Source organism: Streptomyces sp. AA4, from assembly GCF_000158875.1.
In the GTDB taxonomy this organism is placed as follows: Bacteria; Actinomycetota; Actinomycetes; order Mycobacteriales; family Pseudonocardiaceae; genus Amycolatopsis.
The window spans coordinates 6,511,295-6,534,488 of the sequence record NZ_GG657746.1 but is presented as its reverse complement, the minus strand read 5'-3'; the positions used below and the strand labels follow the sequence as shown (position 1 = coordinate 6,534,488).

Here is a 23,194-nt window from a genome sequence, read left to right as displayed (position 1 = left end):
TTTTCGCGGTTAGGCGGGGCGATTGGCGTGAGTAGCGACTTCCAGTCCAGCGGCGAGAACGAGCGCAAACTGCTCGCCTACCTCAAACGCGCGACGACTGATCTTCGCGAAGCGAAGCGGGCACTGCAGGAAACGCGCGAGCGCGACGGCGAGCCGATCGCGATCGTCGGCATGGCCTGCCGGTACCCGGGCGGCGTCACGTCGCCCGAGGACCTGTGGAACCTCGTCGCCACCGGAACCGACGCGATCGGCGGCTTCCCCGAGGACCGCGGCTGGCCGCTGGACACGCTGTACGACCCCACCGGCGAACGGCCCGGCACCACGAACACGCGTGAGGCCGGTTTCCTGTACGACGCGGCGGAATTCGACCCGGAGTTCTTCGGCATCTCGCCGCGCGAGGCGCTTGCCATGGACGCGCAGCAGCGGATCCTGCTGGAAACCTCGTGGACCGCGCTGGAACGAGCCGGGATCGCGCCGGAGACGTTGCGCGGCAGCGAAACCGGCGTGTTCACCGGTGTCATGTACCACGACTACGCCGGACACGCGGCCGCCGGCAGCGTCGTCTCGGGCCGGGTCGCTTACGCGCTCGGCCTCGAAGGACCGGCGGTGAGCGTGGACACCGCTTGCTCGTCGTCGCTCGTCGCGCTCCACTGGGCAGCGCAGGCGCTCCGCCGCGGCGACTGTTCGCTCGCGCTGGTCGGCGGCGTCACGGTGATGGCCACTCCCGAGACTTTTGTGTATTTCTCCGAGCAGCGCGGGCTTTCCGACGACGGCCGCTGCAAGGCGTTCGCCGCCGCGGCCGACGGCACCGGCTGGGGCGAGGGCGCGGGCGTCCTCGTGGTCGAGCGGCTTTCCGAAGCCCGTCGCAACGGGCATCCGGTGCTCGCCGTGATCCGCGGCTCCGCGGTGAACTCCGACGGCGCGTCGAGCGGGCTGACTGTCCCCAATGGACCCGCGCAGCAGCGAGTGATCCGCCAAGCGCTGGAATCGGCCGGGCTGACCACGGCGGACGTCGACCTCGTCGAGGGCCATGGCACCGGCACGAAGCTCGGCGACCCGATCGAGGCGCAGGCGCTGCTCGCGACCTATGGCCAGGACCGTGCCGAGCCGCTGTGGCTGGGCTCGCTCAAGTCGAATATCGGACACACCCAGGCCGCGGCCGGGGTCGGCGGCGTGATCAAGGTCGTGGAAGCGATCCGGCACGGCGTGCTGCCGAAGACCCTGCACGTCGACGCGCCGTCGCCGCACGTGGACTGGTCGGCTGGCGAGGTCGAGCTGCTTACCGAGGCGCGCCCATGGCCGGAGACCGGACGCGCGCGCCGGGCCGCGGTGTCGTCGTTCGGGATCAGCGGCACCAACGCGCACGTGATCGTGGAGCAGGCCGAGCCGGTCGAGGAGGCCCCTGCACCCGCTGAGGTGCCGGTGCTCGCGTGGCCGGTGTCCGCGGACACTGCGGAGACGCTCGATGCCCAGGTGCACCAGCTTTCGGCGGTCGAAGGCTCGCCCACCGATATCGGGTTCTCCTTGGCCACCACCAGGTCCATGCTTGACCACCGCGCCGTCCTCGTCGGTGCCACGCGTGAAGAGCTGCACGAAATACGGGACCGCCGCACCAACGGCCGTACGGCGTTCCTCTTCACCGGCCAGGGCGCACAGCGTGCCGGGATGGGCACGGAACTCGCCGCGAAGTACCCGGTGTTCGCCGAAGCTTTCGAGGCCGTGTGCGCCGAACTCGATCCGCAACTTGACCGTCCACTGAAGACGGTCCTCGACGATGCCGCCGAACTGGAGCGCACTGGTTTCACGCAGCCCGCGCTTTTCGCGGTCGAGGTCGCGCTGTTCCGGTTGCTCGCGTCGTGGGGGATCAAGCCGGACTTCCTGCTCGGTCATTCGATCGGCGAGCTGGCTGCCGCGCACGTCGCCGGGATTCTCTCGCTTCCGGACGCAGCGGTCTTGGTCGGTGCGCGGGCTCGGCTGATGCAGGCGCTGCCGTCCGGCGGGTCGATGGTGGCTATGCAGGCGACCGAGGACGAGGTCACGCCGCATCTGACTGGCGACGTCAGCATCGCCGCGATCAACGGTCCGGACTCGGTCGTGCTTTCCGGCACCGAAGCCGCCGTCGGCGCGGTGGTGGCGAAGTTCGACGGGCGGAAGTCCTCGAAGCTCAAGGTGTCGCACGCGTTCCACTCACCGCTGATGGAGCCGATGCTCGCCGAATTCGCCGTCGTGGCGGAGAAACTCACCTACGCGAAGCCGCAAATTCCGATCGTCTCCACCGTCGGTGTCGGCGAGGATCTGTCCACTCCGGACTACTGGGTGCGCCAGGTGCGCGCTGCGGTGCGCTTCCACGCCGGGGTCCAGCAGCTGGTGGACGAAGGCGTCCGCACGTTTGTCGAAATTGGACCGTCCGCGGTGCTCACCGCCGCGGCCCAGAACGGATTCGACGACGACACCCTCGTGTTCGTCCCCGCGCTCCGCAAGGATCGGGGCGAAGCGAGCACGGCCGTCACTGCGTTCGCGACACTGCACGCCCGCGGCGTCCCGGTTGATTGGACCGCGTTCTACCCGGGCGCACGCCGTGTCGAGCTGCCGACATACGCGTTCCGTCGCACCCGCTACTGGCTTCCCGCCGACACAGCCAGCGGCGACGCGACCGAACACGGCCAGCGGCCCGCCGAACACCCGATGCTGAGTTCCGTCGTCCACTTGCCGGAAACCGACTCGGTGGTGCTCACCGGCCGCCTGTCCGCCAGCAGCGTCGGCTGGGTCGCGGACCACGTCGTCCTCGGCACGGTTCTGGTTCCGGGGACGGCGTTTGTCGAGCTGGTGCACCGTGCGGCCGACGAGGTCGGCTGCGCGCACCTCGAGGAACTCACCCTCGAAGCGCCGCTCACACTTACCGAAAGCGCGTCGCTCCAGGTCTCCGTCGAGGCTCCGGACGAGAACGGCCGCCGCACGGTGACCGTCCACTCGCGACAAGACAGCGCGGAAGCCTGGACCCGGCACGCGAGCGGTTTCGTTGCCCCGAATGCGGAACCGCCGTCGTTCGATCTCGCCGAATGGCCGCCCGCCGGCGCGGCAAAGGTCGAGCTGGACGACCCGTACACGACCCTCACTGCCTTGGGCTACGACTACGGCCCGGCTTTCCGAGGCCTGCAAGCAATGTGGCAGGACGGCGACGTCATCTACGCGGAGGTCACGCTTCCCGACGGTGCCGAGGCCCGCGACTACGGCGTCCACCCCGCCCTGCTCGACGCTGCCATGCACGCGCAACTCCTCGGCCCAGCCCCCGAAGGTGACGCGGAGCCGATGCTGCCGTTCTCGTTCAGCGGCACCACGGTGCACTCGCCGGGCGCGTCGTCGCTGCGCGTTCGAGTCGCCCCAGCAGGCACCGACGCGATCACCCTGCACATCGCCGACGCCACCGGCGGCCCGGTGCTCACCGTCGAGGCACTCGCCGCGCGGGCACTGAAGCTGGCCCCGGCGAAGGACGCGCTGTACCAGGTCAAGTGGGAGTCCGTCGCGAACACTGGGGAGCAGCACGACTTCCGGATTCTCGAAGTGTCCACTCCGGAGAGTCGAGTGCCGGAAGCCGCGCGCGCGGTCGCTGCGAAGGTGCTCGCTGCCATCAAGGAAACCCTCGACGGAGACGGTCGGCTCGCGGTCGTTACGCGTGGCGCGGTTTCCGTGTACGGCGAGGACGTCGATCCGGCGCTGGCCCCGGCCTGGGGTCTCGTCCGCGCCGCCGCAGCCGAGAACCCGGGCCGCTTCGCGCTGGTCGACGGCGACCCGGACGCAGCGCTGGCCACCGGCGAGCCCGAGAGCGCGGTCCGCGACGGCCAGGTGTTCGCGCCACGCTTCACCACCGTCGCTGCCGAACCAACCGAGCTGAACTGGGACAAGGTGCTGGTCACCGGCGGCACGGGCGGACTCGGTGCGGTCGTTGCCCGACACCTCGTGACGAAGCACGGGGTGCGAAACCTCCTCCTGACCAGCCGTCGGGGAGCGGACGCACCCGGTGCGGCCGTGTTGCGCGACGAGCTGATCGCCCTCGGTGCGACGGTCGCGGTCGAGAGCTGCGACGTCACCGACGCGGACTCGGTGCGGAACCTCCTTGCCACGGTCGGTCCGCTCTCCGCGGTCATCCACGCGGCGGGCGTGCCCTCAGCTGGCCGCGTCGAGACGCTGACTGAAGAAGAAACCGCCCGGGTCTTCGCGCCGAAGGTCGACGGTGCCTGGAACCTGCACGAGCTGACGAGCGATCTCGACGCGTTCGTCCTGTTCTCGTCCGCCGCCAGCACGGTCCTCGCCGCCGGACAGGCTGGCTACGCCGCGGCCAACGCGTTCCTCGACGAACTGGCCGAACACCGCCGCGCCCAAGGACTTCCGGCTACCTCGCTGTGCTGGGGTGCCTGGTCCGAAGACGGCGGCATGGCGGGCGAACTGTCCGAAGCGGACTTGCGCCGCCTTCGCCGCCTGGGTACCCCGCCGATGGCGACCGCCGAAGCTCTCGCCCTGCTGGACGCCTGCCTCGCCTCGCCCGAGCCCGTGCTCGCCCCGGTCCGCCTGGACCAGGCCGCGCTGCGGGCCCGGACCGACGATCTGCCCCCGGTCCTGCGCGGCATGGTGCGCCGCCCGGTCAAGAAGGCGCCGGCGCCCGCGACCCGGCTGGCGACCGTGCCGGAGGCCGAGCGCGAGGAGTACCTGCTCGGTGTGGTGTCGGAGCAGGTCGCGGCGATCCTCGGCTTCGCGAACGCCGCCGCGGTCGAGCCGGAACGCGCGTTCCAGGAGATGGGCTTCGATTCCCTTACCTCCGTCGAACTGCGCAACCAGCTCGGCGCGCGCACCGGGCTCAAGCTGACCGCGACCATCGTGTTCGACCACCCGACCCCGGCCGCGCTGGCCCGCCGCTTGCACGAACTGTTGGGCGTCGGCCGCGGTCCGGCCGACCCGCTGCTCAGCGAGATCGACCGGCTGGAAACCCTCCTCGGCGGCGCGGCCGCAACGCTGAACGGGTCGACTGCGAAGGTCACCGCGCGGCTCGACGCCCTGGTGCGCAAGTGGACCGACGCGCACGCCGGAGCCGAAACCGAAGCCGATCTGGACGAGGCCACCGACGACGAGCTGTTTGCCGTCCTGGACGACGAATTGGGCATCTCATGAACGGGCAGACCATGAGCAACGAGGACAAGCTCCGCGACTACCTGAAGCGGGCGACGGCCGACCTCAAACAGGCCCGCCGCCGGCTGCACGAACTGGAGGCGCGCGACACCGAGCCGATCGCCATCATCGGCATGAGCTGCCGTTACCCCGGGGGCGTGCGGACGCCGGACGACCTGTGGGACCTCGTCGAGGAGGGCCGCGACGCGATCGGGGAGTTCCCGGCCGACCGCGGCTGGGACATCGAGGGCGTCTACGACCCGGTGCCCGAGCGGCCCGGCAAGACCTACACCCGGCACGGCGGTTTCCTTTACGGCGCAGCGGATTTCGACGCCGAGTTCTTCGGCATCAGTCCGCGCGACGCCCGTCGCGCCGACCCGCAGCAGCGGATCCTGCTCGAAGCTTCGTGGGAGGCGTTCGAGCGCGCCGGGCTCGACCCGCACGGCCTCAAGGGCAGTTCGACCGGGGTCTACGCCGGCGTGATGTACCACGACTACAGCGGCGGCAGCCCGGACGGCAGCCTCGTGTCCGGCCAGGTTTCCTACACGCTCGGCCTCGAAGGACCGTCGGTGTCGGTGGACACCGCGTGCTCGTCTTCGCTGGTCGCGCTGCACATGGCCGCGCAAGGGCTGCGGCGCGGCGACTGCACGCTCGCCCTGGCGAGCGGCGTCGCGGTGATGGGCACGCCGGAGATGTTCGTGGACTTCTGCAGCCGTCGCGGTCTCGCGGCGGACGGCCGGAGCAAGTCGTTCTCCGACGACGCGGACGGTACTTCGTGGGCGGAAGGCGTCGGCGTGCTCGTCCTGGAGCGGCTTTCCGACGCGCAGCGCAACGGGCACCGCGTGCTCGCGCTGCTGCGCGGTTCGGCGGTCAACCAGGACGGGGCCAGCAATGGTTTCTCGGCACCGAACGGTCCCTCGCAAGTCCGCGTGATCGAGGCCGCGCTCGCCGACGCTGGCCTGTCAGTGTCCGATGTGGACGCGGTCGAGGCGCACGGCACCGGAACCGCGTTGGGCGACCCGATCGAAGCCCAGTCGCTGCTGGAAACCTACGGCCAGCGCAGCAGCGGTGCGCCGTTGCTGCTCGGCTCGATCAAGTCGAACATGGGCCACCCGCAGGCCGCAGCCGGCGTCGCGGGCGTGATCAAGATGGTGCAGGCACTGCAGCACGCCCGGCTGCCGAAGACACTGCACGTCGGGACGCCGTCGAAGCACGTCGATTGGACGTCCGGCGCGGTCGAGCTGCTCACCGAACCGCAGGCGTGGCCCGAGGTGAACCGGCCGCGGCGAGCGGCGGTGTCGTCGTTCGGCGTGAGCGGGACGAACGCGCACGTGATCCTGGAACAAGCCCCTGCCGTCGAGGAGGCTACGGCCGCGTCAGCCCCGGTCTACCCGCTGGCCCTGTCGGCGAAGACTCCCGCTGCGCTCGCGGCGGCGGCCGGGCAGCTGGCCGAAGTGGACAGTGACCTCGCCGATGTCGTGCACACCCTCGCCACCGGCCGCGCGCCGCTGGACCATCGCGCGGTCGTTGTCGCGCAGGACCGCAAGCAGGCTTCGGAAGCCTTGCGCGCGTTGGCTTCTGGTGCTTCCCGCCCGGACGTGGTCACCGGCACCGCGGACGTGCGCGGACGGACCGTCTTCGTCTTCCCCGGCCAGGGTTCACAGTGGACTGGCATGGCGCTCGACCTCATCGAGCAGTCTCCGGCCTTCGCCGCCCGGATGTCCGAATGCGACACCGCGCTGCGGAAGTTCACCGCCTGGTCGGTCCTCGAAGTGCTGCGCGGAGAACCCGGCACCCCGCCGGCCGACCGGGTCGACGTCGTGCAGCCGATGCTGTGGGCGGTCATGGTTTCTCTGGCCGCGCTGTGGCGTGCGCACGGGGTCGAGCCGGACATGGTGATCGGGCACTCGCAGGGCGAGATCGCCGCGGCGACTGTCTCGGGTGCACTGTCGCTTGAGGACGGTGCGCTGGTGGTCGCGTTGCGGAGCAAGGCGATCGGTGACGTCCTCGGCGGACGTGGCGGGGGCATGCTCGCGGCAGGACTCCCGGCGACCGAACTGGAAGCGCGACTCGCCGCCTGGGACGGCCGGATCTCGGTCGCGGCCGACAACGGCGCGACGTCCGCTGTGCTGTCCGGCGACACCGCAGCCCTCGAAGAGCTGCGCGACCAGTTGGTGGCCGAAGGCTTCCGCGCCAAGCTGGTCCCGGTGGACTACGCGTCGCACTCGGCGCACGTCGAACACCTCTCGGACCGGCTGCTCGCCGACCTCGCCCCGATAGAACCCCGCCGCGGCGAGGTCGCGATGACCTCCACGGTCACCCTCGACGCGGTCGAAGAGTCCACTGTGGATGCCGCGTACTGGTTTGCCAACCTGCGCCGCACGGTGCGGTTCGCCCCGGTCGTCGCGCAGCTCGCCGAAGGCGGTTACACGCGGTTCATCGAGATCAGCCCGCATCCGGTGCTGGCCATGAGCATCCAAGAGACGCTGGACGAAACCGGGCACACGGGTTCGGTCGTCGGCACGCTGCGGCGCGATGAGGGCGACCTGACCCGGTTCGCGACCTCGATGGCGGAGTACGCGGTCCGCGGCGGTTCGGTCGACTGGCTCTCGCTGGTCCCCGGCGGCCGGATCGCGGACCTGCCGACCTATCCGTTCCAGCACAAGCGTTTCTGGCACGAAGAGGAAGCCGCCCCGGCGGAGGCGGCGACCCCGGTGGCCGACCAGGAATTCTGGCAGGACGTGACCGGTGGCGACGTCGACGCGCTCGCCGCCCGGCTCGGCGTCGGCACCGGCCCGCTCGCCGAGGTCGTCCCGGCGCTGGCCGCCTGGCACAGCCGCCGCACCGATCTGTCTACTGTGGACTCGTGGCGGTACCGCGTGTCGTGGTCCCCGCTGTCCGGAGTGACGAGCGTACTCACCGGCAGCTGGCTGGTCGTCGTCCCCGCCGGGGTCGCGCAAGCAACCGGCCTGGCGGACGCACTGGCCGAACAGGGCGACGTCGTCCGTCTGGTCGCGGCCGACTACACCCGCGCCGCGTTGGCCGATCTGCTCGGAGAGGCAGCCGCAGTCCGTCCCTTCGACGGTGTCCTGTCGCTGCTCGCCTTCGATGAGAACCCGACCCTCAACACCATCGCGCTCCTGCAAGCCTTGCGGGACAACGAGATCGACGCTCCGGCGTGGGTCGTCACCCGAGGCGCGGTCGCGGTCGACGCCTTCTCCGACGCCGACCCCGAAGCCGCTTCGGTGTGGGGCCTCGGCACCGTGGTCGCCCTGGACCAACCGGGCAGCTGGGGCGGTCTGGTCGACGTCACCGAGGCGTCTGACGCGGCGAAGCTCGCCGCCGTGCTCTCCGGCATCAACGACGAGGACCAGGTCGCGATCCGGCCGTCCGGAGTGTTCGCCAAGCGCATGGTGCACGCGCCGCTCGGCCCGGACGTCGCCGAGCCGTGGCAGCCGCGCGGAACCGTGCTCATCACCGGCGGCACCGGCGCGGTCGGCGGACACGTCGCGCGCTGGCTCGCCTCTCGCGGAGCCGAACACCTGGTGCTGACCAGCCGTCGCGGTCTCGAAGCCGAGGGCGCGCGCGAACTGGTGGAAGAGCTGTCCGGCACCCGCGTCACCGTCGTGACCTGCGACGTTGCCGACGAGACGGCTCTGTCCAAGCTGCTCGCCGAGCACCCGCCGACCGCGGTGGTGCACGCCGCCGGGGTGCTGACCCGCGAACCCGCGCTGGTCGACGTCACGCCGGAGGAGTTCACCGCCGCGATCCGCGCGAAGGTTACCGGTGCTGAACTGCTCGACCGGCTGCTCGGCGACACCGAACTCGACGCGTTCGTCCTGATGTCCTCCGGTGCCGCCGTGTGGGGCACCTCCGGCCAGCCCGCCTACGGGGCCAGCAACGCCTACCTCGACGCGCTGGCCCGCCGCCGTCGGGCAGCCGGACGGACCGCGACCGCGGTGGCCTGGGGTTCCTGGGGCGGGGGCGGGATGGTCGACGCGGACGCGAGCGATCTGTTGCGCCGCATGGGATTGGCCGAGATGGACCCGCGGCTGGCCGTCGAAGCGCTCGGTCAGGCACTCGACCGCGACGAGTCCCAGCTGGTCGTCGCGGACATCGACTGGGCCGCGTTCGCGCCGGTCTACCAGCTCGCCCGGCCCCGGCCGCTGTTGCGCGGCATCCCGGAGGCCGCGGCCGACCAGGCCGACGCCGAACCGGTCGGCGCGGGCGATCTCGCCACCCGGCTGGCGTCGCTGAGCCCGGCCGAACAGCGCCGGACCGTGCTGGACCTGGTCCGCGGCGAGGTCGCCGCGGTCGCCGGATACGACGACGGCGGCGCGGTGGAACCCGCACGGGCCTTCAAGGAACTCGGCTTCGACTCGGTGACCGCGGTCGACCTGCGCAACCGGCTCGGCGCCGGCACCGGGCTGAAGCTGCCCGCCACGGTCGCGTTCGACCACGTCAACCCGCAGGCGCTGGCCGAACACCTGTGGAGCCAGTTGTGCGCGGGCGAGACGGAGGTCCCGCTCGAGGCCGGGCTCGACCGGCTCGAAGCGGCGGCCGCCGCGCTCGACGCCGCGGAGATCGACCGGTCCCGCATCCTGCCCCGGCTGCAGGCGGTCGTCGCCGCGCTGCACCAGACGCTGTCGGGCGGCCACTCCGGCGCCGAAGCGCTCGAAACGGCCACCACCGACGAACTGTTCGCCCTCATCGACGACGAGCTCGGCGCCTGACCCCCGTTGTCCGTGAAGGGCTCCTTCCGGGAATCAGATTCCCTCAAGGAGCCCTTCACGGACAGCCCGAAACCGCGACAAGAGGTTCTCCAGATGTCTGACGAAGCCAGGACCGACGAAACCAAGCTGGTCGACTACCTGAAGCGGGTCACCGCCAACCTGCAGGAGACGCGGGCGCGGCTGCGCGCGGTCGAGGCCGCCGAATCCGAGCCGATCGCGATCGTGGCGATGGGCTGCCGCTACCCCGGCGGCGTCCGGTCCGCCGACGACCTGTGGGAGCTGGTCGCGCAGGGCCGCGACGCGATCGGGGAGTTCCCCGCCGACCGCGGCTGGGCGCTGGACCGGCTGTTCGACGCCGACCCGGACAGCCCCGGCACGAGCTACGTCTCCGAAGGCGGGTTCGTGCACGAAGCGGGCGAGTTCGACGCGCCGTTCTTCGGCATCTCGCCGCGCGAGGCGCTCGCGATGGACCCGCAGCAGCGGCTCGTGCTCGAGCTGGCGTGGGAGACCTTCGAGCGCGCCGGGATCGCCCCGCACTCGCTGGCGAAACAGCAGGTCGGCGTGTTCGTCGGCAGCGGCGGGCAGGACTATTACGACGAGCTGCCGCCGTCCGTGCTCGCGGGCGAGGTCGAGGACTACCTGAGCACCGGCAACGCCGGTTCGGTCATCTCCGGCCGGATCGCGTACGCGCTCGGTCTGGAAGGCCCGGCCGTCACGATCGACTCCGCGTGCTCGTCCTCGCTGGTCGCGCTGCACTTGGCGGTGCAGTCGCTCCGCCAGCGGGACTGCTCGCTCGCGCTGGCGGGCGGTGTGATGATCATGTCGCGGCCCGGTCCGTTCCTCGCCTTCAGCCGGCAGCGCGGGTTGGCGCCCGACGGCCGGTGCAAGGCGTTCTCGGACAGCGCGGACGGCACCGGCTGGGCCGAGGGCGCGGGAACCCTGTTGCTGGAACGGCTTTCCGACGCCCAGCGCAACGGACACCCGGTGCTCGCGGTCGTGCGCGGCTCCGCGGTGAACTCCGACGGTGCGTCCAACGGCCTCACCGCGCCGAACGGTCCCTCGCAGCAGCGCGTGATCCGGCAGGCACTGGCCAACGCGCGGCTGTCGGCGTCCGATGTGGACGCTGTCGAGGGCCACGGCACCGGCACTACGCTGGGTGATCCCATTGAGGCGCAAGCCTTGCTGGCCACTTACGGCCAGGACCGCACCGAACCGCTGTGGCTGGGCTCGATCAAGTCGAACATCGGGCACGCGCAGGCGGCGGCCGGGGTCAGCGGCGTGATCAAGATGGTGCAGGCGATGCGGCACGGTCTGCTGCCGCGCACGCTGCACGTCACCGAACCGTCCACAGAGGTCGATTGGTCCGCCGGTGCGGTGGAGCTGCTGCGCACCGAACGTCCGTGGGCGGCGGGGGAGCGGCCGCGTCGTGCGGGTATTTCGTCGTTCGGCGTGAGCGGTACCAACGCGCACGTCATCCTGGAGGAAGCGCCTGCGGTGGAGGCCGCCGCGCCGGTTACGCCGAGCTGGCCGGAGGACGTCGCGGTTCCGCTGCCGCTGGCTGGCCACGGCAGTGCGGCGCTGCGGGCACAGGCCGCGCAGCTGATCGCGCTTCCGGCGGCCCCGCTTGACCTCGGCTTTTCGCTCGCCACCTCGCGTTCGCCGCTGTCGCACCGCGCGGTTGTGCTGGCCGAGGATCCGGAACAGGCCATCGCGGCTCTCGCCGACGGTGTCGCGACTCCGGACGTCATCACGGGTACGCAGGTGGAAGGGCTGACCGCATTCCTGTTCTCGGGGCAGGGCGCGCAGCGGGCCGGGATGGGGGCCGCGCTGGCCGCCGCGTTCCCGGTCTTCCGCGAGGCGCTGGACGAGGTTTGCGCCGAACTGGACCAGCACCTCGACCGTCCACTCAAGACAGTGCTGTTCGAGAAACCGCGGCTGATCAACCAGACCGGCTACACCCAGCCCGCGCTGTTCGCGATCGAGGTCGCGCTGTTCCGGCTGCTCGCGTCGTGGGGGATCAAACCGGACTTCCTGCTCGGCCACTCGATCGGCGAACTCGCTGCCGCACACGTCGCCGGAGTCTTCTCGCTGGCCGACGCCGCTACCTTGGTCGCCGCGCGGGCTCGGCTGATGCAGGCGCTGCCGACCGGCGGGTCAATGGTGGCTCTGCAGGCGACCGAGGACGAGGTCACGCCGCATCTGACGGACGACGTCAGCATCGCCGCGATCAACGGTCCGGATTCCGTGGTGCTTTCCGGCACCGAGGAAGCCGTCGCCGGCGTGGTGGCTGCGTTCGACGGGCGGAAGTCCGCGAAGCTCAAGGTCTCGCACGCGTTCCACTCGCCGCTGATGGAACCGATGCTCGCGGAATTCGCCGCCGTCGCTCGAGGCCTGACCTACCAGCAGCCGGAAATCCCGATCGTCTCCACAGTCGGCCCAGATGTCGACATGTCCACTCCGGACTACTGGGTACGCCAGGTGCGCGCCGCGGTCCGGTTCCACGACGGCGTGGGAACCCTTGCTGCCCAAGGCGTTGGCCGTTTCGTCGAGGTCGGCCCGGACGGCGTGCTGTCCGCGCTGGTCCGTCAGACGTCCGACGCGCTCGTGGTTCCGGTGCTCCGCAAGGACCGCGAAGAACCGACGGCCGCGCTGACCGCGCTGGCCGAGCTTTACGTCAGCGGCCTGACCCCGGACTGGGCCGCGGTCTTCGCCGACCGGGGTGCCCAGCGCGTCGACCTGCCGCCGTATGCCTTCCAGCGCAAACGGTACTGGCTCGACGCCCGCGCCAACCGCGACGAGGTCACTGCCGCTGGGCTGACGTCCGCCGGGCACCCGCTGCTCGGCGCGGCCGTAGCGCTCGCGGACACCGACGGCGTCGTGCTCACCGGCCGGCTGTCTGTCGAAACGCACCCGTGGCTGGCCGAACACCAGCTCGGCGACGCGGTGACCGTGCCGGGGACGGCGTTCCTGGAACTCGTCGTCCGCGCCGGAGACCAGGTCGGCTCCGGCCGGATCGAGGAACTGACCCTCGGCAGCCCGCTTGTCCTGCCCGCCCGCGGCGGCATCCAGGTGCAGGTCACCGTCGGTGCGGCGGGGGAGCGCGACGTCCGCACGGTGACTGTCCACTCGCGACCCGAGGACGAGGACGTCGACTGGACCCTGCACGCAAGCGGCAGCGTCGCGCCGCAGCCGGCTAGCGGCGGCACTGCCCTAACCGAGTGGCCGCCTGCCGGTGCGGAGCCGGTCGCCATCGACGGTCTGTACGACGATTTCGCCGACACCGGACTCACGTACGGACCGCTTTTCCGGTCCCTGCAAGCAGTCTGGCAGCGCGACGGCGAGATCTTCGCCGAGGTCGCGTTGCCGGAGGACAGCGACGCGGACCGCTTCGGCCTGCACCCGGCCGCGCTCGACGCGTGCACCCACGCGCTGCGCGTCGCCGGTGGCGGGGACGGCGGCGTCGGCCGGGTTCCGTTCTGCTGGACCGGAGTTGAGCTGCACGCCACCGGTGCGTCCGCGCTGCGCGTGCGGTTCACACCGACCACAGAGGACGGTTTCACGATCGCCCTCGCCGACCCGACCGGCGCTCCGGTCGCGACGGTCGCCGAGACGGTGTTCCGCGCGTTCGCCGCACCGGTCGCCGAACAGGCCGCGCCGCTGTACCGGATCGAATGGCAGCGCTCGGCGGACATCGAAGCCACTGTGGACACTGCTGCGGTCCAGATTCTGGAGTGCATCGGCGAATCCGGCACCGCGGCGGAAACCCATGAGCTGACCCACCGGGTGCTAGCTGCGCTGCAGGCCTGGCTGGCCGAGGAGCACTCTTCGGACGCCCGGCTCGTCGTGGTCACCCGCGGCGCGGTCCCGGCCGCCGGGGACGTCACCGACCTCGCCGCCTCCGCGGTCTGGGGCCTGGTCCGCTCTGCACAGGAGGAGAACCCGGACGCGTTCGTCCTGCTCGACCTCGACGCCGAAACCACGCCGGACACGGTGTTGCCGCAGGTCCTGGCCTCGGGCGAGGCGCAGGCGGCGGTCCGGCTCGGCACCGTCCTCGTGCCCCGGCTGGTCCGCACGACGCCCGAACTGGAGCGGCCGTACTTCTGCCCGCACGGCACGGTGCTCGTCACCGGCGCGTCCGGGGCACTGGGCGGAAAGCTTGCCCGGCACCTGGTCGCCGAGCACGGCGTCCGCCGGTTGCTGCTGCTCAGCCGGCGAATCACGCCCGCGCTCGACCAGCTGGCCGACGAACTGCGCGAAAGCGAGGTCGACGTCCGGCTGGAGCGCTGCGACGTCGCCGACCGCGAGGCGCTGGCCAGCGTGCTGGCGTCGCTGCCGGAGGAGAACCCGCTCACCGCGGTCGTGCACGCTGCGGGCGTTCTCGACGACGGCGTGGTCACCGCATTGACCCCGGAGCGGGTCGACGCCGTGCTCGCTCCGAAGGTCGACGGCGCGCTGAACCTGCACGAACTCACCCGCGATATCGCGCTGTCCGCGTTCGTGCTGTTCTCGTCCGTCTCCGGCGTGCTCGGCGCGCCTGGCCAGGGCAGCTACGCCGCAGCCAACGCATACCTGGACGCACTCGCGTCACACCGCGTCGCGCACGGTCTGCCGGGTCTGTCGCTGGACTGGGGCCTGTGGGGCGAGGTCGGCGGCATGGGCGGCACGCTCACCGAAGAAGAGGTGCAGCGGCTCGCGGCCAGCGGCATCGTGCCACTGTCCACAGCGGAGGGTCTGGCGATGTTCGACCGCGCCATCGCCGTCCGCAAGCCGACCGCGGTCCCGGCGAAGCTCGACCTGCCGGTGCTGCGCAAACTCGACCGGCTCCCGCGCACGCTGGAGCAACTCGTCGGCCGCACCACCCGCCGAGTCGCCGCCGCTGCGGAGTCCTCAGTGGACTCATTCGCGGCGCGGCTGCTCGGGCTGCCCGAAGAAGACCGTCGCGACGCGGTGCTGGAACTGGTGCGCAGCCACGCCGCCACCGTGCTCGGTTACCGGGCGGCGCACGAGATCGAGCCGTCGGCGCAGTTCCAGTCGCTCGGCTTCGACTCGCTGACCGCGATCGAACTCCGCAACGGCCTCACCGCGGCCACCGGCCAGCGGCTGCCCGCGACGCTGATCTTCGACCACCCCACGCCGACTGCCCTCGCCGGGCACCTGCTCGACGAACTGGCTGGCACTTCCGTCGAAATCAGCACGGTGTCCACTAAGGACAACTCGGACGAGCCGATCGCGATTGTCGGTATGGCCTGCCGTCTGCCCGGCGGCGTGACCTCGCCGGAACAGCTGTGGGAACTGGTCGCCGAGGGCCGCGACGCGATCGGGGACTTCCCGGCCGACCGCGGCTGGGACATCGACGGCCTGCTCGATCCGACCGGCCGCCGTCCCGGCACCACCTACGTCGCGCGCGGCGGATTCGTCTACGACGCGGGCGATTTCGACCCGACCTTCTTCGGTGTCTCGCCGAAGGAAGCGCCGATGATCGACCCACAGCAGCGGCTGCTGCTCGAAGCGTCCTGGGAGGCGCTGGAGCGGTCCGGCATCGACCCGGTCTCGCTCAAGGGCAGCCCGACCGGCGTCTACGCGGGCGTCCAGTACCACGACTACGTGGGTGCGAACAGCGCTGGCTCGATCGTCACCGGCCGCGTTTCCTACACCCTCGGCCTCGAAGGCCCGGCCGTGTCCGTCGACACCGCGTGCTCGTCGTCGCTGGTCGCGATGCACATGGCGGCGCAGGCGCTGCGCGGCGGCGACTGCTCGCTCGCGCTGGCCGGCGGCGTCACGGTGATGGCCACGCCGGAGACCTTTGTGGAATTCAGCCGTCAGCAAGGACTCGCCGCCGACGGCCGGTGCAAGGTGTTCTCCGACGACGCCGACGGCACGACCTGGTCCGAAGGCGTCGGCGTGCTGGTGCTGGAGCGCCTGTCCGACGCCCGCGCCAACGGCCACCCGGTGCTCGCGATCCTCAAGGGCAGCGCGGTGAACCAGGACGGCACGTCGAACGGCCTGACCGCCCCGAACGGTCCCGCGCAGCAGCGGGTGATCCGCGCCGCGCTGGCCGACGCCGGCCTGGAACCGTCCGATGTGGACGCCCTCGAAGCGCACGGCACCGGCACGAAGCTCGGCGACCCGATCGAAGTCCAGGCGCTGCTGGCCACTTACGGCACGCAGACGTCGGCGGACCGTCCGTTGTGGATCGGCTCGGTGAAGTCGAACATCGGGCACACGCAGGCGGCCGCGGGTGCGGCGGGCGTGATCAAAATGATCGAAGCGATGCGGCACGGCGAACTCCCCGCGACCCTGCACGTGGGCAAACCGTCGAGCGAGATCGACTGGTCCACGGGCGCGGTGCGGGTGCTCGCCGAACCGGTGAAGTGGCTGCCCAACGGCCACACCCGCCGCGTCGGCGTCTCGTCCTTCGGCGTGAGCGGCACCAACGCGCACGTCATCCTGGAGGAGGGCGACCGGCGCGAGGTCACTGCCTCGACGGGTCCGGAGTACGACGGTCCGGTCGCCTGGCCGGTCTCCGGCCGCGGCGCGGTCGCGTTGCGGGCGAAGGCGGAGCAGCTGATGTCCTATGTGGACGAGGACCCGGAAGGCAGCGTCGCCGACATCGGCCTCTCGCTGGCGACCACGCGCAGTGCGTTCGACCGCCGCGCAGTGCTGATCGGCAGCCGTTCGCCGCAGTTCGTGCGCGGGCTGGCGGCCTTGGTGGACGAAGAGGACGCACGCGGCGTCGTCCGCGGCATCGCCACTGGCGGCGGCCGGACCGCGTTCCTGTTCGCCGGCCAGGGTTCGCAGCGGGCGCAGATGGGCACGCAGCTGGCCGCGCGGTATCCGGCGTTCGCCGAGGCCTACGACGAGGTGTGCGCCGAACTCGACAAGCACCTCGACCGTCCGCTGCGCGAAGTGATCGAAAGCGGCGACGGCCTCGACGAGACCCGTTGGACGCAACCGGCGCTGTTCGCGCTGGAAGTCGCGCTGTTCCGCACGGTCCGATCCTGGGGTGTGAAGCCGGACCTGCTGGCCGGGCACTCGATCGGCGAACTCGCCGCCGCGCACTGCGCTGGTGTGTTCTCGCTGGCCGACGCCGCGAAGCTGGTGGTCGCCCGTGGCAAGCTGATGCAGGCGCTGCCGACCGGTGGCGCGATGGTCGCGATCGATGGAACTCCCGAGGCGGTTCGCGAAGCCGCCGGGGACTCTGTGGACATTGCCGCAGTGAACGGCCCGACCGCGGTCGTGATCTCTGGTGCCGCGGAAGCGGTGTCTCAGGTGGCGGCGAAGTTCGAGCGCACCAAGCAACTCCGCGTCTCGCACGCGTTCCACTCGCGACTGATGGACCCGATGCTCGCCGAGTTCCGCACTGTCGCGGAAGGACTGTCCTATGCGGACCCGAGGATCCCGGTCATCTCGACGGTCACCGGCGAGCCCGCCGACGACCTGGCCTCACCCGAGTACTGGGTGAACCAGGTCCGCGCAGGCGTGCAGTTCCGCGACGCGGTCACCCGGGCCGCAGCGGACGGCGTGACCCGGTTCCTCGAACTGGGCCCGGACGCCACGCTCACCGCGATGGCCGACGCCTGCCTCGACGAGCGTCCGGACGGCCTCGTGTTCGCCTCGCTGCTGCACAAGCAGCAGGACGAAGCGGTCGCCGCGCTCACCGGCGTCGCGCAGCTGCACGTCAGCGGCGTCGACGTCGACTGGGCAGCAATCTACGCGCCGACCGGTGCGCACCCGGTGCCAGTGCCGACCTATCCGTTCCAGCGCCAGCGTTACTGGCTGGAAAGCACGGCCGCCGCGCCGGGCCAGGAAGACCACCCGCTGCTCGGCACCGCGACGGAGCTGGCCGGTGCGGAGGGTCTTCTGTTCACCGGACGGCTGTCCGTCGGCACGCACCCGTGGCTGGCCGACCACGTCGTCGGCGGCTCGATCCTGTTCCCCGGCACCGGTTTCGTCGAGATGGCGATCCGGTCCGGAGACGAGGCCGGATGCCCGCGCCTGGACGAGCTGACGCTGGAGTACCCGCTCGTGGTGCCGGAGCGAACCGGCGTCCGCGTGCAGTTCGCCCTCGATGCCGCGGAAAACGGCGTCCGGACGTTCACTGTCCACTCGCGACCGGAAGGTGCGGCGGACGGCGTCCCGTGGACCCGGCACGCCACCGGCCGGCTCGCCAAGGCAGGCAAGGCGGAGAAGTTCGACCTCTCCGCCTGGCCGCCAGCCGCCGAGCAGGTGCAACTCGAGGGCACCTATGAGGGACTGGCTGCCGACGGACTCGCGTACGGCCCGGCATTCCGTGGTCTCGTCGCTGCCTGGAAGGGTGACGGAGAAGCGTTCGCGGAGATCCAGCTGCCCGCGTCGGTGTCCGATGTGGACCGATACGGCATTCACCCGGCCGTGCTCGACGCCGCCTTGCACACCATCGGCGTCTCCGGTGCGGTCGGGGACGAACCGGCGCTGCCGTTCGCGTGGGAAGGAGTCCGGCTGCACGCGGTCGGTGCGACGACGCTGCGGGTGCACGTGAAGCAGATCGGCTCCGGAGCGGCCGCGCTGGAGATCGCGGACGGCACCGGCGCGCCGGTCGCCTCAGTGGATTCGCTGCTGCTGCGCCCGATGTCGGCACAGCCACAGGCCGCCGAAACCGGGGGCACGGAGTCGCTGTTCCGCCTCGCGTGGGAGCAGACCGACCTCGACGCGGTCCCCGAGGTCACCGACTGGACCGTGGTCGGCGACGACCCGTTCGGCCTCACCGAGACGCTCGCGGCGACCGCCGCGCCCAGCATCGGTGACGCGTCCGGCCTGCTCGTGCTGCCGTCCGCCGGTACCGACGTGCACGCGGAACTGCACCGGGTCCTCGGCGAACTGCAGACGTTCCTCGGCCGTCCGGAGGGCTCGCTGCTGGTGGTCACCCGAGGCGCGGTCGCGGCCGACGCCGAGGAAAGTCCCGACCCGGTCGGCGCCGCGGTGGCCGGACTGGTCCGTTCGGCGCAGGCCGAGCATCCGGACCGGATCACCCTGGTCGACCTCGGCACCGGAACCCCTAGCGGCCGCACCCTGGCCGCGGTGTCGGCGTCGGACGAACCGCAGGTCGCTCTCCGCGCCGGGGCAGTGCTGGTGCCGCGCCTGCAACGAGCCGGGGACGCGGCTGCCGCGCCGGTCTGGGATCCGGAAGGCACGGTGCTGATCACCGGTGCGACCGGTGCGCTCGGCGGTTCCGTCGCCCGGCACCTGGTGACCGAACACGGCGTGCGGAACCTGCTGCTGGTCAGCCGTCGCGGTGCGGACGCACCGGGCGCGACCGAGCTGCGGGACGAACTGGCCGGGCTCGGCGCGGAGGTCACCCTCGCCGCCTGCGACGTGGCCGACCGCGCCGCGGTTTCCGCATTGCTGGAAGGAATCGACCTGCGTGGCGTGGTGCATGCGGCCGGTGTCCTGGACGATGGGGTGCTGACTTCCCTTACGCCAGAACGTCTCGACCACGTCCTGCGCCCGAAGGTCGACGCCGCGGCGACGCTCGACGAGCTGACCCGCGACCGCAACCTGACCGCGTTCGTCCTGTTCTCCTCGGCCGCCGGCGTGCTCGGCGCACCGGGGCAGGGCAGCTACGCCGCGGCCAACGCCTACCTCGACGCGCTGGCGGTCCGCCGTCGTCGCGAAGGCCTCGCGGGCTCTTCGCTCGCCTGGGGCCTCTGGGGCGGCGGCATGGGCGCGGCGCTGGAGGACGCGGACGCCCACCGCATCGGCGAAACCGGCATCACCGCTCTGTCCACTGAGGACGGTCTACGGTTGCTGGACGCGGCAGCGGGTTCGCCCGAACCGCTGCTCGTGCCGATCGCGCTGGACACCCGCGTCCTGGCTTCCTCCGGCGACGACGACCTCCCCGCCGTCCTGCGCGAACTCGCCGGCTCTCGCGGTCGTCGCGCGGCTCAGGACGCGGTGGAGGACACCGAAACGCTGGCGCAGAAGCTCGGCGCGCTGCCGCCGGGCAAGCGGGTGCCGACCGTGCTCACCCTGGTGCGCACGCACGCGGCGACGCTGCTCGGGCACGCCGGTCCGGAGGCGGTGGAAGCGGACCGTTCGTTCAACGAGGTCGGCTTCGATTCCTTGTCCGCCACCGGGTTCCGCAACAAGCTCAGCCTCGTCACCGGACTGAAGCTGCCGGTCAGCCTGATCTTCGACTACCCGACGCCGCGGATCCTCGCCGAGCACCTGGTGTCCGAGCTGGCCCCGGCCGAGGCCGAGCCGGAACCGTTGTCGGACCAGGGAATCCGGGACGCGCTGGCGGCGATCCCGCTGGAGCGGCTGCGTTCGGCGGGCCTGCTCGACGGGCTGCTCGAACTGGCGGGCATCCAGGTTCCGGAGCAGGCCGTCGCCGACGAGGAGCCGGAACTGTCCTCGGTGGACGAGGACACGATCGACGAGCTGGACACCGACGCGTTGATCAGCATGGCAATCGGGGGTGGGGACGACGATTAGCCCACCCCTATCGGGCCCGGCCGGTATTGCCGCTCTCGCGGCCGCTGTGGCCCACTTGATCCCGACAGTTTCCCCGCTTGACCGAACCGAGGAGAGGTAACCCGATGGTCACCGGCTACGCAATCGAAGCACGGGGGCTGCGCAAGTCCTACGGCGATGTCGACGTCCTGGAGAGCGTCGACCTCAGCGTCGAGCGGGGCACGATGTTCGCGCTGCTTGGCCCCAACGGGGCCGGCAAGACCACGACGGTGCGGATCCTCAGCACCCTCCTGGAGGCCGACGGCGGCACCGTGACCGTGAACGGCCACGACGTCGCCAAGCGCACCCGCAAGGTCCGCGAGCAGATCGGCCTCACCGGACAGAACACCGCGGTCGACGACCTGCTCACCGGCCGCGAAAACCTGGAAATGATGGGACGGCTGTTCCACCTGCCGACCGCGCGGGCGAAGGAGCGGGCCACCGAACTGCTCGCCCAGTTCGACCTCGTGGAGGCGGGGGAGCGCCCGGTCAAGACATACTCCGGCGGCATGCGGCGCAGGCTGGACCTCGCGATCAGCCTGATCACGTCGCCGCCGGTGCTGTTCCTCGACGAGCCCACCACAGGTCTCGACCCGCGCAGCCGCTCGGCGATGTGGGACGCGATCCGCAAACTGCTCGACGGCGGCACTACCGTCCTGCTCACCACGCAGTACCTCGACGAGGCCGACCAGCTCGCCGACCGGATCGCGGTCATCGACAAGGGCCGCGTCGTCGCCGAGGGCACGGCCACCGAGCTCAAGCGCCGCGTCGGCACCGAACGGCTCAAGCTGACCTTCGCCTCGGTCGCCGAAGCGGGCCGCGCGCAGCAAGTCACCGGCGGCGTGCTGCTGGAGGAGACGGTCAGCGTCCCGATCGACCACCCCGGCCAGGTGCGGGCGACGCTCAACCGGGTCGCCGACGCCGGGCTCGAGCCCGCCGGGATCGAGCTGTCCGAACCGACGCTCGACGACGTGTTCCACACCCTCACCTCAACCGCGGGAGCGAAGTGATGACCCAGACCTTGTCCAGGGAAACCGAGGGGGCGCGGATCCCCGCGGCGCCCGAAAGCGCCGGACTGGCCTCGGTGCTGTCCGACTTCCGTGTGCTGATCGGGCGCAACGTCAAGCACATCACGCGGAATCCGGAGATGCTGCTGCAGGCGGTGTCGCTGCCGATCGTGCTGCTGCTGCTGTTCCGCTTCATGTTCGGGCCCGCGATCAACGTGCCCGGCATGGCCTACATCGACTATCTGGTGCCCGGCCTGCTCGCGATCAGCATCGGCTTCAACTCGACGACCACGGTCGTCGGCGTCGCCGCGGACCTCACCCAGGGCCTCGTGGAACGCTTTCGCTCGATGCCGATGTTCGGCCCGGCGGTGCTGGTGGGCCACGTCGCCGCGGGGATGCTGCGCAGCCTGGTGTCGTTCGTGATCATGGTGGCGATCGGTTTCGCGATCGGCTTCCGCCCCGGCGGCAGCGCACTGGGCTGGCTCGCCGCGATCGGCCTGTTGGTCCTGTTCGCGGCCGGTGTCTTCTGGCTGGCGGTGCTGCTCGGTTCGATCTCGAAGACCGTCGAGGGCGCCGGAGGTCTCGGCATGATCCTCGTGTTCGTGCCGTACGCATCGAGCGCGCTCGTGCCGACCCAGGCGATGCCCGGAGTGCTGCGGGCGATCGTGGACAACCAGCCGTTCACCGTGCTGATGGACGCCGTGCGCGCCCTGATGAACGGCACCCCCGCCGGCGGCACGGCATGGCTCGCGCTGGCCTGGTGGGGCGTGATCACGGTCGCGGCCTCGTTCCTCGCGGTCCGCAAGTTCAACCGGCGCACCAAAGGCTGAGCTTCTTTTGCCGACGGGCGACCCGCTTCCGAGCGGGTCGCCCTTTCGCCGTGCCTAGGGGACCCCGATCCCGCTAGATCGGCTTTAGATCGTTACGGCACTCTCTGTGGAGTAGCGAGGACCACTGCGTGAAGTGAGGTGGCGACATGCCGACCCGGGTGATGGAAAAGCCGGTCGATCCCGTAGCCGCGTGGCTGGCCCCGCTGGCGGACGACCCGGCGGGCGCGGTCGCGTTCCTCTCGGAAGTAACCGACCGCGTCTCGAGGTCTCACGGCCCGGGCCGAATCCTGGTCCCCGGCGGCGGCCCAGTCGCGGACGCACTGGCCGGGGAGGGCTACGAGGTCCATCTGGAACCCGGCCCGCGCTTCGACACTGGATACCTGGGCGCGGACGTCCTGTCCCGCCTGCCGGACCAACGAGACCAGCTGCGCGCCATCGGCCGCTACAGCCGCCTTCTGGTTCCCGGCGGCGCCCTGGTAGTCCAGGGCCGCCACCCGGACCCGGCCTGCTGGACCGCAGACGCCCGCGTCCGCGCGGTCGACGACGTCCGGCAAATCGTGCACCTGACTGACGCGTCGCTGCCGCTCCGCTACGTATGGCCCGCGGAACTGGACCTGATGGCCGAACTGGCAGGCCTGGCCTTGGACAGCCGCTGGGGCGGCTGGTACGGAGAACCAGTCACCTGCGGCGGTTTCGTAGTCTCGGTCTACCGCAGCTGAACAATGCCGTGAGGGCCACCTTCACGTACTCAGAGTCCCTGAGGGTTCCCCTCACGACCCACCCGCCCACCACCCCGGGATGCGCCCCAATGTGGCATTGGGTGCGTCAGACGCACCCAATGTGGCGTTCGTTGCATCGCATGCACCCAATGCCACATTGGGGCGCAAGCCCCACCTCTAAAACCGCCGCCGATGCACCGACCACCGGGGGCGCCCACCCCTCCCCCAACCCCGATACGAAGCCTCCCTGCGGTCTG

Annotated in this window: 5 protein-coding genes and 1 pseudogene; all 6 read left to right on the top strand. The window is 71.1% G+C overall.

Annotated elements, in window-relative coordinates; all coding sequences use genetic code 11:
* Window positions 1-27: 27 nt before the first annotated feature.
* On the top strand, window positions 28-5,163 hold the full coding sequence (locus tag SSMG_RS29710) for a type I polyketide synthase (protein WP_009082181.1): 5,136 nt from the start codon (window positions 28-30) through the stop codon (window positions 5,161-5,163).
* Between the two features lie 11 nt (window positions 5,164-5,174).
* On the top strand, window positions 5,175-9,893 hold the full coding sequence (locus tag SSMG_RS29705) for a type I polyketide synthase (protein ID WP_009082179.1): 4,719 nt from the start codon (window positions 5,175-5,177) through the stop codon (window positions 9,891-9,893).
* 93 nt (window positions 9,894-9,986) lie between these two features.
* Window positions 9,987-20,363, top strand: a complete 10,377-nt coding sequence (locus SSMG_RS29700; protein WP_100266928.1) for a type I polyketide synthase — start codon at window positions 9,987-9,989, stop codon at window positions 20,361-20,363.
* A gap of 104 nt (window positions 20,364-20,467) precedes the next feature.
* On the top strand, window positions 20,468-21,391 hold the full coding sequence (locus tag SSMG_RS29695) for a daunorubicin resistance protein DrrA family ABC transporter ATP-binding protein (protein ID WP_037715255.1): 924 nt from the start codon (window positions 20,468-20,470) through the stop codon (window positions 21,389-21,391).
* Window positions 21,391-22,218, top strand: a complete 828-nt coding sequence (locus SSMG_RS29690; protein ID WP_009082173.1) for an ABC transporter permease — start codon at window positions 21,391-21,393, stop codon at window positions 22,216-22,218. The genes SSMG_RS29695 and SSMG_RS29690 overlap by 1 nt, the downstream gene beginning before the upstream one ends.
* A 575-nt stretch (window positions 22,219-22,793) precedes the next feature.
* Window positions 22,794-22,937, top strand: a pseudogene (locus SSMG_RS47795) (SAM-dependent methyltransferase); the annotation flags it as partial.
* Window positions 22,938-23,194: the final 257 nt, after the last annotated feature.

Coding starts and splice junctions, on each gene's coding strand:
- SSMG_RS29705 (WP_009082179.1), top strand. CDS start 5,175: ATGAGCAACGAGGACAAGCTCCGCGACTACCTGAAGCGGGCGACGGCC.
- SSMG_RS29695 (WP_037715255.1), top strand. CDS start 20,468: ATGGTCACCGGCTACGCAATCGAAGCACGGGGGCTGCGCAAGTCCTAC.
- SSMG_RS29690 (WP_009082173.1), top strand. CDS start 21,391: ATGACCCAGACCTTGTCCAGGGAAACCGAGGGGGCGCGGATCCCCGCG.
- SSMG_RS29700 (WP_100266928.1), top strand. CDS start 9,987: ATGTCTGACGAAGCCAGGACCGACGAAACCAAGCTGGTCGACTACCTG.